Annotated in this window: 13 protein-coding genes and 1 pseudogene; all 14 read left to right on the forward strand. The window is 35.1% G+C overall.

The window, feature by feature from the left end; all coding sequences use genetic code 11:
• Positions 1-399: 399 nt before the first annotated feature.
• The 14 genes and pseudogenes from ACQY63_RS09755 to ACQY63_RS09820 all read left to right on the forward strand — a co-directional run bounded on the left by ACQY63_RS09755 (position 400) and on the right by ACQY63_RS09820 (position 14,079).
• Positions 400-1,416 (forward strand): DUF5688 family protein, encoded by a 1,017-nt coding sequence (locus tag ACQY63_RS09755; protein WP_178516050.1) that lies wholly within the window; start codon positions 400-402, stop codon positions 1,414-1,416.
• Between the two features lie 4 nt (positions 1,417-1,420).
• Complete coding sequence (locus ACQY63_RS09760) at positions 1,421-1,558, forward strand: hypothetical protein (protein WP_158574472.1); 138 nt, start codon at positions 1,421-1,423, stop codon at positions 1,556-1,558.
• A complete protein-coding gene (locus tag ACQY63_RS09765) occupies positions 1,536-2,084 on the forward strand; it encodes a JAB domain-containing protein (protein WP_118024851.1) in 549 nt (182 codons plus the stop codon). The genes ACQY63_RS09760 and ACQY63_RS09765 overlap by 23 nt, the downstream gene beginning before the upstream one ends.
• A 116-nt stretch (positions 2,085-2,200) precedes the next feature.
• Positions 2,201-2,548 (forward strand): plasmid mobilization protein, encoded by a 348-nt coding sequence (locus ACQY63_RS09770; protein ID WP_428245124.1) that lies wholly within the window; start codon positions 2,201-2,203, stop codon positions 2,546-2,548.
• Complete coding sequence (locus tag ACQY63_RS09775; protein ID WP_178516056.1) at positions 2,520-3,947, forward strand: relaxase/mobilization nuclease domain-containing protein; 1,428 nt, start codon at positions 2,520-2,522, stop codon at positions 3,945-3,947. The genes ACQY63_RS09770 and ACQY63_RS09775 overlap by 29 nt, the downstream gene beginning before the upstream one ends.
• A 50-nt stretch (positions 3,948-3,997) precedes the next feature.
• A complete protein-coding gene (locus tag ACQY63_RS09780) occupies positions 3,998-4,339 on the forward strand; it encodes a hypothetical protein (RefSeq protein ID WP_252264146.1) in 342 nt (113 codons plus the stop codon).
• Positions 4,333-5,265, forward strand: a complete 933-nt coding sequence (locus ACQY63_RS09785; RefSeq protein WP_428245125.1) for a PcfB family protein — start codon at positions 4,333-4,335, stop codon at positions 5,263-5,265. The genes ACQY63_RS09780 and ACQY63_RS09785 overlap by 7 nt, the downstream gene beginning before the upstream one ends.
• Positions 5,266-5,269: 4 nt before the next feature.
• On the forward strand, positions 5,270-5,815 hold the full coding sequence (locus ACQY63_RS09790) for a type IV secretory system conjugative DNA transfer family protein (protein WP_428245126.1): 546 nt from the start codon (positions 5,270-5,272) through the stop codon (positions 5,813-5,815).
• A 685-nt stretch (positions 5,816-6,500) separates the two neighbouring features.
• Positions 6,501-8,324, forward strand: coding sequence for a group II intron reverse transcriptase/maturase (gene ltrA, locus ACQY63_RS09795; RefSeq protein WP_268804336.1), 1,824 nt, complete (start codon positions 6,501-6,503; stop codon positions 8,322-8,324).
• 115 nt (positions 8,325-8,439) lie between these two features.
• Positions 8,440-9,963 (forward strand): annotated as a pseudogene (locus tag ACQY63_RS09800) (VirD4-like conjugal transfer protein, CD1115 family); the annotation flags it as partial.
• 74 nt (positions 9,964-10,037) lie between these two features.
• Entirely contained in the window at positions 10,038-10,295 is a 258-nt protein-coding gene (locus tag ACQY63_RS09805) for a hypothetical protein (protein WP_428245283.1), read from the forward strand.
• 98 nt (positions 10,296-10,393) lie between these two features.
• Positions 10,394-11,236: a hypothetical protein gene (locus tag ACQY63_RS09810; protein ID WP_428245127.1), complete on the forward strand. Its 843-nt coding sequence runs from the start codon at positions 10,394-10,396 to the stop codon at positions 11,234-11,236.
• Positions 11,237-11,251: 15 nt separating this feature from the next.
• Positions 11,252-11,701, forward strand: coding sequence for a PrgI family protein (locus tag ACQY63_RS09815; RefSeq protein ID WP_428245128.1), 450 nt, complete (start codon positions 11,252-11,254; stop codon positions 11,699-11,701).
• Positions 11,702-11,715: 14 nt separating this feature from the next.
• Positions 11,716-14,079: a VirB4-like conjugal transfer ATPase, CD1110 family gene (locus ACQY63_RS09820; RefSeq protein ID WP_428245129.1), complete on the forward strand. Its 2,364-nt coding sequence runs from the start codon at positions 11,716-11,718 to the stop codon at positions 14,077-14,079.
• The last annotated feature ends 97 nt before the right edge of the window (positions 14,080-14,176 follow it).

Here is a 14,176-nt window from a genome sequence, read left to right on the forward strand (position 1 = left end):
CAATAATGATATTTCCAGAGCTTGACAATATTGATTAACCCACATATTACGGTTGGCAAGTTAGACGATGCACAATCACTTAATAAAGTTTTTGAATATATTAGAGAGTCATATTAGAAACGTAGATGACAACTTCTAGATAATATTATTTGTAACAGTATAGTAAATCTTATGAAGCATTATTTTATCATCCTAACTGTAATTTCCCACAAAATTTAACACTCCTACTTTTAGGTAATTACCCATCTCCATGATATTATATATCTATCAGAAGCCTAGGACTGATACATAACAATTTAATAAGCAAATTAAGAAACGCCAAGAATGAACTTAGTGAGTTAAGTTCATTCATTGGCGTTTTTCTTTTTGCAAAATTCATATTAGCAGGAGGAAGACAAAATGATGAATTACGAAGAATTCAAACAGAAAGTTCAGAATGAATTTAAAAATTATCTTGGAGAGGAATACAAGGACGCAGAAGTATTTATTAGAGAAGTAACAAAGGTTAATATGCAGGTAGATCAGATGTCATTGTTAAATCTTCCGGGAAATGATTTTGCATCACCTTCAATATCATTACAGAGCATTTTTGAGAATTATGAAAAAACAGGTGACTTTGAAGGTGTTATGGAAGCATTAAGCGAAACTTTTAAGGAGGCTATTGAAGGCTTTGAAAAGTCACCATTAAACAATGGATTAGATTTTAGTAATGTAGATAAAAATATTATTTTTACATTAGTAAACGCAGAGCAGAACAAAGAACTTCTTGAAAATGTTCCACATAGGAAATTTGAAGATTTGGCAATTATATATCGTTGGAATGTAGGAGTTGACAGTAATGGTTTATATACCAACATAGTGACTAATGAATTTGCTGAGAAAATTGGAAAAAGTGAAGAAGAATTATATGGTCTTGCAAAGGAAAACACTAATAGGATTTTCCCGTCAGAAGTTAGAAATATGGCTGAGGTTATAAGTGAAATTATTTTTGGAGAAGATGGTGAGTTAATGCCGGAAGATGAAGAGTTCAGAAATATGATGACAGAAACACCGGATGACAAATCAATGTATGTTATTACAAACAAGTCAAAATTGTTTGGAGCGGCAGCAATGCTTTATGAAGAAAATTTATATGATTTATCACAGCAGCTTGATTCGGACCTTTATATATTGCCATCATCTACGCACGAGGTGATTGCTATTAGTGACAAGTTTGGAGATGCCAATGAGCTTGCGGATATGGTTTATGAAATCAATATGGATCAGGTTGACCTTAGTGACAGATTGTCAAATCAGGTTTACCACTATGATAAAGAAGCAAGAACATTAAGACTTGCAACAAACAAATTTGAAAGAACAATCTCTGATGACATTAAGGAAAAAACACCGGAAATTGAAGAGGGAAAGGCTAGGTAGAAAAATGGACAAAAAAATTGAAGTTAAAGAAATTGAAGATGTGATTGAAATAATTAAGAACACATTACAAGGCTTAAAAGAAGATGAGGAAGTATATATAAGCGTTGAGGTGATAAAGCATGGAAAAAACAAAGTTGAATAAAGTATCTATTAGATTGATAAATGATGCACCACTTGTATCAGATGAACAACTTGATACGCCTAAAAAGGCAGCAAAAATTGTAGGTGATTTTATTAGAAATATGGATAGAGAAGTGCTTTGTGTTGTTAATTTTAATTCAAAATTACAACCAATAAATTTTAATGTAGTAAGTGTTGGAACAGTCAATCAGTCATTGGCTGTTCCAAGGGATATATTAAAATCAGCAATACTTTCAAATGCAACAAACATAATGATTTTGCATAATCACCCAACAGGAATTTTAACTCCTTCAACAGAAGATATAAAAACAACGTCAAAACTGATTGATACTTGTGACATGATAGGAATTCCACTTTTGGACCACATTATTGTAGGTCCCAACAGAGATGAATTTTTCAGTATGAAAATGAAGGAAGTTGTTAAGTTTAACAAAAGTGTAAATTATGAGGTTAGCCTGGAATTCTTAAAATTTAAAGAGCCTAATTTAAATCAGCTGACAGAGAAAAATAACAAATTAGCTAGGTAGAGGTTTTAGGATACCTCCTAACAAGAATGCATTTGTAGCTACAAATGCGTATCTTGCAATATACATACCCACTACCTGTCTAGCTAATAATACAAAAAATGAAGAAGGTGATTGTATTGAAAAAGAACAACAAGGATATTACAAAGCGTGTACGTCTTACAGAAAATGAATGCAGAAAAATTATGAAGGAAGCTAAAAAGAAGAATATGAATTTTTCAGCTTATGTAAGATATGCTGCAAAGCTTGATAAGAATATGGATCCTGAATTTATAAAAGTAATTTATAAGTTGGCAAATGAAATCAACTATATAGGTCATAACATTAATCAGGTTGTAAAAAACAATAACAGTAAATTATATTCTGAAATTGACAAGGCAAGATTAATGGAATATATGAGAATTTTAAACGAAAAAGTAGAAAGTCTTTTAAAACAGAATGGCTATAAGCAAAATTCTTCATATTAATCCACATATGAATTCGGAAAGTTATCATTTAAAAACCGGATTAAATTACATTACAAAAAGTGAAAAGACTATGAATGGACTTTATGTGGGAGCTGTTAATTGTATGGTGGAAAATGCATATGAATGTATGCGAACTACCAAGGAGATATATGGCAAAACTGATAAGAGACAGGCATATCATCTTATCATTTCATTTGAAGAGGGAGAAACAAATCCTGAGACAGCATTTGAAATAATAAAAGAGTTTGTTAACAGGTATTTGGCAGATAATTATGAGGCTGTTTATTCAGTACATAATGATACCGACCACATTCATGGTCACATCATCTGGAACAGTGTGAGATTCACAGATGGTTACAAATACAGATACGAAAAGGGCGACTGGGAAAGACAGATTCAGCCGTTAGTGGATGAAATTTGTGAGAAATATGGACTTCACACACTAGAACAAAATAAAACTAAAGATGATGAAAAGGAATGGGATGTTTCTAAAAATGGTCCGTTTGTTTGGAATGAGCAGATAAAAAAGGATGTTGATGAATGTATTATTATGGCAACAGATTTTGATATGTTCATACAGATGATGGAAGAAAAAGATTATACAATAAAGTATGGCAAGTACATTTCTGTGAAGCCTAAGGGAATGGAGAGATTTAGAAGGCTTAAAACTCTGGGAGAAAACTATTCGGAGGAAATAATCAGAAAAAGAATATCACAGAAAAGTATAGCTGGATACAAATCTATTGATATGCCAAAAGCACTAAGAATTAAAAGTTACAGAGGACATATTGGAAAGAAAAGACTTACAGGATTGCAGAAACAGTATTTTGCTATACTTTATAAATTAAAAAAGATTAAGAAGCATTCATATTCTAATAACTATAAATATAAGGATGACATTAGGAAGTTGAATATATTGCAGAAACAATATATATTTCTTTCAAATTATGACATAGAGACTATGGAGGATTTAGAAAAATCACAGGAGTTAATAAAGGCTAAGATTCAGACAACCAACAAGGCAAAAAAGATTTTGATAGAGGAAAATAGTAAGCATGAAGAAATCTTCAAAGCAGTAAGAACAATTAAGAAAGAAAAACAGGCAGCGGCATTTTATAAGCTGGGAGATAAAACGTTTGAAAAACAAAATAATCTTGTAGAAGAGGCAAGAAAAATTTTAAAATGCGAAGAACTTACTTACAAGGAAGCGGAAAAGTTAGAGACATACTATCAATCGTTAATTGATGAATGCAACAGAACAATTAAGAAATTAAAAAAAGATATGAGAATATCTTACGGAATCTTAAAAGACATTAGATACAGAGAACAGAAAGAAACTTTACGACATGATGTCGCAAAGCAGGAAAAAGTAACTTCACGACACGATGTCGCAAAGTAGAAGAAAATAACTTCCCGACATAATGTCGTAAAGTATGAATGGAGGAAAAGATGGGACAGGAGTTTGAATGTGCATATAAGAATGCACAGAACGAGAGAAAGAAATCTGAAAGATTAAGGATTGAAAAAACGGAGATACCCAAGAAAAAATTTGGATTGTTAAAAAAGGTATTTTTATCAAAAAAATACAACGACAGTCTTGTAAGAAAATTGTCAGCAGGAGAACTTACTGTTGCACAGTTAAAGCAAATTAATAGAGCAATCAAAAGTGGTCTTTCAGACAAGCAGCTTAATTCTATTATAAATAGTAAAAAAGATGCTAGTAGAATGTCTGTGATAATAGACATTGCTATAAATGTTAATAAGATGAATCAGAAAGAGGTGAAATGTTAATGGCAGATGAAATCATGGAAGCAATACAAATGTTAAGGTTTGGATATGATGGTATAAAGTTAGGATTAGATGTAACAGGTTCCTCAATAAGAGAGGCAAAAAATCTAACAATATTCATTGTTGGACTTTTAAATCATGAGAAAACACAAGGAAAAACAAGTCTTAAAAAGATGCTTAAAAATAGTGGTAATCTTCAGGTACTTCAAATAAAAGAAAAAGACGTAAAGGAATTTGAAAAACTGGCAGGGAAATATGGAATTTTGTATTCAAAAATGCCGGATATAAACAAAGGTGATGGCATGAAAGAATTTATCTTTCCGGTGGAGGCAACTCCAAGGATAAATGCATTGATAGAAAAACTAGGTAATGGCAAGCTTGAAGATATTGCAGAATATGTAAGAAATGGAGATGGAAACTGCAAGAATACAATGGACTATCTTAAGAAGAAAAAATTATTACTGGAAGCACCAGTATCTGTTACTGCAGAAAGAAAAAAAGAAATTGTAAATGCAGAAAAGAATATTAAGTATAACGAGAATATTAATGACCTTGAAAAAATAGATATTACAATTTCAAAGAATCTTGTTGAAAGTGAAAAAAGAGATTTATTCATAACAAGAGTACCGGGAACGTTTGGAGAAAATGTTAAATATCTTATTATAAAAAAGGAAGACATAATAACAATAAATGGAGGAAAGACATTTCTTACATTTTTAAACAAAAATCAGGAATATGAACTTCTTGATAAAAATAAGAAACCGGCAGGAAAAATGCGTGGTGAGGAATTAAGGGACAACTATTATGACAAAGTTGGAGAAGAGATAAGAAAGAGAGCGAATAAGCAAAGGGACAAAGAAAGGCAGAAAAAGGAAAAAGTGAAGAAACATCAGGAAAGGGAAAGTAAGCCTATTGCAAAAAAGAAATAACAAGATGTTAGTTCCTTTTCTTATTGCAGGAGAACTTTTTGTCTTATTTATTTCATACATTATAAGTGGTGTATGGAAAGAAGGAATGGATGTAATAACTTTACTTAACAAGGTAAATGATGCATTAGATCATCCATTTAAAAATTATTGGACTGAACATAGTTTAAAGGCTATGATAGTCGGAACACTTATTTATGCAATGGCAGTACTTTTGTATATTACAAGCAGAAGAAATTTTATGCATGGAAAAGAGTATGGTACTGCAAGTTTCGCAAACATAGATCAGGTAAATAAATCTATAAGTGATAAATCTGATGAGAAGAACAGAATACTTAGCAAGCACGTAAGGATGAGTACAGATACTAAAGTTACAAAGCTAAACAACAATATGCTTGTAATCGGTGGTTCAGGTGCAGGTAAAACATTTTATATTGTAAAACCAAATATAATGCAAATGTTACCAAAGGGTTCGTTTATCGCAACAGATCCAAAGGGTGGTGCGAAACGTTCCATAGTGAAAAGCTATGGCACGATTGCAACTAATAATTGAATAAAAAAAATAGTAGTAAATCGGAGAACTAAACACACGATATGTCGAATGATGGAGTAACGTCCTGAAAGGCAACCCTAATCCTCCGACTTGCACCTAAGTTAGTAGAAACTAAAGTGTAAGAAGCTCGGTGAAGCCGGCAGAGAGATACCGAAACAGATTAGATGTCGAAAGCATTTCAGAGGTGAGATGTGTATCCTATATGCCGGGGGTCTATAAACTATCTATGGTGAGAATGAAGAGAGTTAAGCTCTTCTGACGAAACTTCGAATGTACGGGTCTATATCGGGACTATGTAGAAATGCATAGTGACACAAATAGTGTCGTTACTGTGGGCGAGTAAGACTCCGCCTTTATGAAAGTCCATACATTGTTACAGGCAGTGTCAAGGTAACAGGCTCATAGAAGGAACCTAAGGATAGATGTAAAGATAGTGTGTTTGGAACGTTGGAAGCTGACAGCGTGGAGAATCTACTTTCTACGAAACGTATCAAACGGGAAAATCACAATAGTGATATAAGTGAGATTATGTCAGTGAAAGCGGAGGTATAGTACCGAAGAAACCGTGATAATAAGCGGTGGAGGGAAGACCTCTAGTCATACAGTTAAGCAAATTAAAGTCGAATGGTATGGGTTCGAGTAAGACTAAGAGATGTAATCACTCCCAGATAGGAGGTTACAGACCATGCTAAAGAAAACCAAATTGAGATACAATGAATATTATGATATGCAAAGAGTATATGATTCATTGTATTCAGCAAGTAAAAACGGTAACAACTTTTATAAGTTACTGGAGATTATTGGTTCAGAAGAAAATATCAGGTTAGCATATAGAAACCTAAAGAGTAATAAAGGTAGTAACACCAAGGGAACTGATGGAAAGACAATAGATGATATTAAAGAACTAACGGATGAAACTGTGATTAATACAGTGAGAGAGATGTTAGATGACTACAAACCTAAGTCTGTCAGAAGAGTGTACATTCCAAAACCAGGAAGTGACAAGAAAAGACCATTGGGTATTCCGTGTATATGGGACAGATTGGTTCAGCAGTGCATATTGCAGGTCCTTGAACCAATCTGTGAACCTAAGTTTCACAACCATTCATATGGTTTTAGACCAAACAGAGACACACATCACGCAATTAGTAGAACAGTTAGTATGATAAATATGTACAAGCATTACTACTGTGTTGATGTTGACATAAAAGGGTTTTTCGACAATGTCGACCACGGAAAACTTTTGAAACAGATATGGACACTTGGAATAAGAGACAAGCGTTTAATAAGTATCATAAGTAAGATACTTAAGTCAGAAATAAAGGGAGAAGGAATACCGACAAAAGGTACACCACAAGGTGGAATAATAAGTCCACTACTATCCCTAATAGTCTTAAATGAATTAGATTGGTGGATAAGTAATCAATGGGAAACATTCAAACCAAACAGAATGTCTAATGTTGCAGCATTTCGAACATATGCGAAGAAATACACCAATCTGAAAGATGGATTTCTAATAAGATATGCAGATGATTTCAAAATAATGTGTGGAAGTTATAACGAAGCACAGAGATGGTATCACGCAACAGTGGATTTCTTAAAAACAAGATTGAAATTGGACATAAGTGAAGAAAAATCAAAAGTCATAAATCTTAAGAAAAACTCATCAACATATTTAGGTTTTAAAATAAAAGTCGTTCCAAAGGGGAAGACCAGATATGGTTATATAGCAAAGACTGATATGAGTGACAAGGCAATTAAGAATGCAAAAAGCAACCTAAAAGCCAAAATAATTAACATTCGAAAAGACAACCCAACAGTGGCAATTAAAAACTATAATTCAGCCATTAGAGGAATACAAAATTATTATTGCATAGCAACAAATATTTACAACAATTTAACGGATGTGAATTACGCTCTCTTACCAACCATAAGAATACGTCTTAGAGACATTAGCAAAACAATTCCATTTAAGGAAACAGACATTAATTTCCAAAAACAAACAATGGGTATTCAGAAAGAAACAAAAATTGTAACCATAGGAGATATGTGTTTACTCCCATTAACGGGAGTTCACCATAGGAGTCCTATGAATTTCTCTCAGGAAATAAGTAATTATACTTCAAAAGGTCGAGAGAAAATACACAAGAATTTAATGCTTATTACACAAAGAGAATTTGAAGCCATAGCTAAAATGAGAGACCCAACAGAAACAATAGAATTTAATGACAATAGTTTATCAGCATATGTCATTCAGCAAGGAAATTGTTACATAACGGGTAAGAAGTTAGATGTTAGTCATATGAAGTGCATTAGAAAGAAACCTTTAAAAAAGAGGGGAACTAATAATCACGGAAATATAATCTTTATAAATTCAGATGTGTACGAGGCAATATTTACGAGAAAGATGGTTGAAGCCCAAAGTTTATTAAGAAAATTTAAGTTGAATGAAGAACAATGGAAAAAAGTTAATTATATAAGACAAAATTATGATTACCAAAAGGTTTAGACAATAAATAATTTGCAAATGTATGATGGCACGCCGTATGAGGCGAAAGTCTCACGTACGGTGTAGAGCAGGGGAAAAGGTGGAGATAATATCAAATCCTTACCTATTGCTATAGCTGCTTAGAGCAACCGGTGGAATGTTGAAGAAAAACGGATATAACGTAAAAGTACTTAACTTGATAGATATGGCTAAGTCGGATTGCTACAATCCATTCAATTATATAAGAACAGAAAATGATGTGATAAAGCTGGTCACAAATTTAATTAGTAATACAACGCCAAAGGAATCAGCCCCTACAGACCCATTTTGGGAACATGCGGAGGGGATGTTACTTCAGGCGTTGTTTTATTATGTATGGCTTGAGATGCCACCAAACCAAAAGAACTTTCAATCGGTTTTAAAGTTGCTGTCAGAGGCAGAGGTTGATGACAACAAGGATTCAAAACTAACTATACGAATGAAAAAACTTGTAGATACAAGTTCACTTGGTGAACATCATCCGGCATATAGGCAATATATGAAAGTGGTAAGAGGTGCAGGAGATACTGTAAGGTCAATTATTATTTCAGCAAATTCACGATTAGCATTATTAGAAAATCCGCAGATATTGAGAATCTTGTCAAAGGATGACCTTCATATTGAAGAACTGGGAATAGGGACAAAACGAAACAGGAAAAAAAGAACAGCATTGTTTTGTGTAATACCCGATTCAGACAAGTCATACAACTTTTTGGTTGGAATGCTTTATACACAGCTATTTCAGGAACTTTATTATCAGGCTGACTTTAAGTTTGGAGGAAAACTTCCACTTGATGTCACACTTATGTTGGACGAGTTTGCCAATGTGGCGTTACCTGATGACTTTTGTTCGTTATTGTCAACTATGAGAAGTAGAAGAATCAGCGCAATTATCATTATTCAGAATTTGGCACAAATAAAGGCACTGTTTAAAGAAACCTGGGAAACAATTACAGGTAACTGTGACACCCTTGTATATCTTGGTGGAAATGAAAAGTCTACGCACGAATATATATCTGAGTTACTTGGTAAAGGCACTATAGACAAAAGGTCAACAGGTGAAACGAGAGGTGTACATGGTTCGGCATCAAGAAACTATGATGTACTTGGAAGATCCCTTATGAATCCTGATGAAGTAAGAAATATGGATAACAAAAATTGCCTTATTTTCATAAAAGGATTTAATCCCATATTTGATGAAAAATATTGGCCTTTTGATCATAAGAATTTTAAACAAACAGAAGATGGAGGGGCAAAGTCTTATACACACAATATTAGGAAAAGTAACAAAATTAAAGATGGATTAAAAATTTACAGTGAAAGGGAAATTAAAGAAGTTGAGAAGTCAGGAGAAAAAGTTAACATTATTGATTTGACTCCACAAGAGATTGCAGCATTACAGGAGAGTGAGTTTCAGATGGAGACAAAATCAACAGATGAAGAATTAAGAGAGGAGCTTACAACAAGACTATGTACAATGGATTTTTCAGCAGAGCAAATGGACGAAGCAAAAAAGGCATTAGCAATAAAAATGGATTTGGAGTATTTGCTTGAATACTTAAAACCAGAAACATCCATTGAAGAAATGAAAGAGAAATTGGAAAAATATCAAAGCAGATAAGGAGAAAATCAGATATGAAGAGATTTAAGAAAAACATTGGAAACATAAAAAACTGTTTAATTGGGGCAACGTACATGACAATATTTCAGGTAAACAACGTACTTGCTGCGGGAGATGCAAGTTCAGTTACAAAACCACTTGATAACTTAAAGACACTGGTGCTTGCAATCATTGGGGCAATCGGCGTAATCATTCTTGCAAAGAATGTAATGGAGTTTGCACAGGCATATCAGGCACAGGATTCATCAACAATGAACTCGTCACTTAAGGGAATTGTTGCAGGAGTAATGATGGCAGGCATTTCATCAGTACTTGGAATATTGGGATTCTAAGGGAGGTGCAACATGAACAAAGTGAATGTTTTTAAATGCACCGACCGACTTGCCGACGAGCGAAGCGAGGGGGCGTTACTGAAGGGAGGTAAGAGATTATGGACATATTTAGCTTAGGCGGTGTAATCTTTGATCTTTTGCAGACGGTTGTTGATTTCTGGAATGACAAGGTGTCTCTTGTTTTTGAACTGCTGGGGCAGTCCCCGGTAAGCTTCAAGAACGGAGGCCCTTGGGCAGTGGTGGCAAACCTTGAACCAATATTTGTGGCGGTTGGTTCGTCACTGGTGGTTCTGTTCTTTGTAATAGGCTTCTGTTCGGAGAGCATTGACGTAAAGGAAGAGGTAAGATTTGAAACCATACTAAGGATGTTAATGAGAATAGGAATAGCAGAATGGCTTGTTGCAAACAACGTGACAATAATGAAGGCATTCTTTACATCAGCAGGAAATCTGGTGGGGCTTATGACACAGGGAACAACAACCAAGTTAAAGATACCAGGTGAACAGCAGACAATCATAAAGGACCTTGGATTCGGGGAAAGCCTTTTAATGATGATACTTGCAGTAATCATTGCACTTGTAATCATCTTCTGCGGTTTCATGCTCATATACACCGTGTATTTCAGATTCTTAAAAATACTTGTGGTTGTACCCTTTGGTGCACTTGCGTTTTCAACTGTAAGCGGAAACCGGATGGTAAGTCACTCGGCAGTAAGCTATGCAAAGTATTTTCTGTCAATAGTGCTGGAGGCAGTGACAATGGCACTTGCAATAATAGTCTGCAATGCATTTTTAAATGCAGGCCTGCCAACGTTTACAAGCGATTATGCAGACTGGACAAAGGCACTGATGTACATGTGTGAACTTACATTCAGCGTGGCAATGACAGTCGGAGCAGTGAAGGGAGCACAGAATCTTACAAGTAAGGCACTGGGATTATAGAAACAGGAGGAACAGATGAACATATCAATTAACAAGGACATAGAAAAATATCAGGAGTCAGTGGTGATGGGACTTACCGCAAGACAGCTGATATTTTCCATCGCATCAGTTGCATGCGGTGGCGCAATAGTTCTTCTTACATACAGATACGTGGGGCTTACGGGAAGTGCATACATTGCAATTCCCGTGGTGGCACCACTTGCATTAAACGGATTTTATTCATATCAGGGAATGAGTTTTACACAGATGTTTAAAAGAAAACTGTGGTTCGCTTTTAAGAACAGACCACTTACATACATTTCAGAGGAAAGTGAGAAAACCATAAAAAGAATGAGAATGGAAGAGGAACGGCAGAGAAAAAAGGAAGACAAAAGGAAAAAACAAAAGAAAAACAAAAGAAAAACAAAAGAAGTGACAAAAACAGGAAATGAGAAACGTACAGGAAAATTTAACACAGGAAAATAAACGGAGGAACAGGAATGAACATATTTAAGGACAGGTTTTCTGAAATAAAGAAGGCATCAGAGCCACTTTACAAATCACCAAAGTCGGTGCAGGAAACAATAGAAATACTAAAGATTTCGGAAAGCGGAATATTTGAGGTGGCGGATGGAAAATATTCAAAGACATACAGATTCAGTGATGTCAATTATGTCACACGTTCAGAGGATGAACAGGAAAGCTTCTTTCAGAGATACTGCAAGTGCCTTAACTCATTTGACTGCACATTCAAGATAACAGTCAACAATAAAAACAAGGACATGGATGTGCTGAGAAATGAGGTAATGCTCAAGTACAGAAATGACGGATTCGATAAGATGAGGGAAAGTTACAACAGAATCATTGAGGAAAAGATACTTGAGGGAAGACAGGGCATCGAGCAGGAAAGATATCTTACAATAACAATTGAGAGAAAGAATTTTGAGGAGGCAAAGGCACAGTTCGCAACAATTGAGGCATCAATGTTTCGAAGTTTTGCCGAACTTGGTTCAAAACTGATACCACTTACAGGAAATGAAAGATTAAAGATTCTTCACGACTATTACAGACTTGGAAGGGAGGATGAATTTAACTTCGACATAAGACAGGGAAGAATTACCGGAACAGACTTTAGAAATGAAATCTGCAACACAAGAATAAAATATTATCCTGACTACTTTGAGGATGAGGGAAAGGTTGGAAGGGTTCTTTTCATAAAGAAATATCCAACATACCTGTCTGACAGATTTTTTACGGAGCTGACATTTCTGCCGGTACATTCGGTTACAAGTGTGGATGTGGTTCCGGTGCCAAAGGATTTGACAATGAAGATGCTGCAGAAAAAGTATCTGGGCATTGAGTCAGACATAATAAAACAGCAGAGAACAAGAAACAGAAACAATGACTTTTCATCAGACATTTCATATGCAACGAGACAGAAGAAAAAGGACATTGAGGAGATAATGAACAACGTAAGGGAAAATGACGAAAGCCTTTACTATGTTTCAGTGACAATGATTGTAATGGCAGATGACAGGGATGAACTTGAAAGCATCTGTGAGACAGTGGACTCCATTGCAAAGGGAGCAGGATGTGCGGTGGACACATGCATGTACAAACAGATGGAAGCAGTTAACACAACACTTCCCATAGGAGTAAGACAGATTGAGACAATGAGAACAATGCTTACACAGAGCCTTGCAGTGCTGATGCCGTTTAACGTGCAGGAACTTTGTGACAGAAACGGCATTTACTATGGCGTAAACCAGATATCAAAAAACATAATTGTGGGTAACAGAAAGAAACTCTTAAACGGCAACGGATTTATATTTGGTGTGTCAGGTGCAGGAAAGTCATTTCAGGCAAAGATGGAAATGGGTTCGGTTTTGCTTTCAACAGATGACAATGTAATTGCAGTGGATCCAATGAATGAATATGAGGATGTCACTGAAAAATACAATGGAACTTACATAAACATTTCAACAAACACAAGAAACTACATTAATCCCATGGACATGGATGTGTGGAATCTTGATGTATTGGACAGCAAGGGCTGGGTAAGGGACAAGTGCCAGTTCATGTTAAGCATCTGTGAGCAGATAATGAAGGAAATAACACCACAGCAAAGGTCAATCATTTCAAGATGTGTGAAGGATTTGTACATGGACATAGCAAGAAGCAGGGAAAAATACGTTCCAACAATGGAAGACTTGTACAACAGACTTCTTGAACAGGAAGACAATGAAGCAAGAGACGTGGCACTTGGACTTGAAATATTTGTTACCGGAGCACTAAACATCTTTAACCATCAGACAAACATAAATGTAAACAATAGATTCATTGTGTATGGAATAAGAGACCTTGGGGAATCCCTTGCCCCACTTGCAATGCTTGTAATGATGGAAACAATACAGCAGAAAATAATTGATAATGGTGAGAGAGGAATAGCAACATGGTTTTACATTGATGAGGTGCATGTTCTTTTAAATTCACCGTTCAGTGCGGAATATCTTCGTCAGATGTGGAAAAAGGTTAGAAAGCAGGGAGGACTTTGTACAGGAATAACACAGAACATAGTGGATATTCTTATGAGTGAGACAAGCACAACAATGCTATCAAACTCTGCATTCATACTGCTTTTAAATCAGTCAAGCAAGGACATAGAAAAGATAGTGGAGTCGCTGGAAATATCAGAAGAACAGCTTAACTATGTGATAGATTCACCGTCAGGATGCGGATTGATAAAATGCGGAAGCAGAATGGTACCGTTTGACAATGTGATAACAAAGGACAGTGAACTTTACAGACTTTATAATACAAATATGTATGAGAAGATGGAAAGGTTGGAGAAAGAAAAGCAGTAATTGAAAAAGGGGAGGTGGGTGTGGTAGAATTGAAGGAAGATAAAAGGTTTTAAACTTTCAGTTTTTTAGGGCTGAATAAATTGGGATTTAGTGGAGT

The organism is Eubacterium sp. Marseille-QA0814, from assembly GCF_965119675.1.
In the GTDB taxonomy this organism is placed as follows: Bacteria; Bacillota; Clostridia; order Lachnospirales; family Lachnospiraceae; genus Eubacterium_G.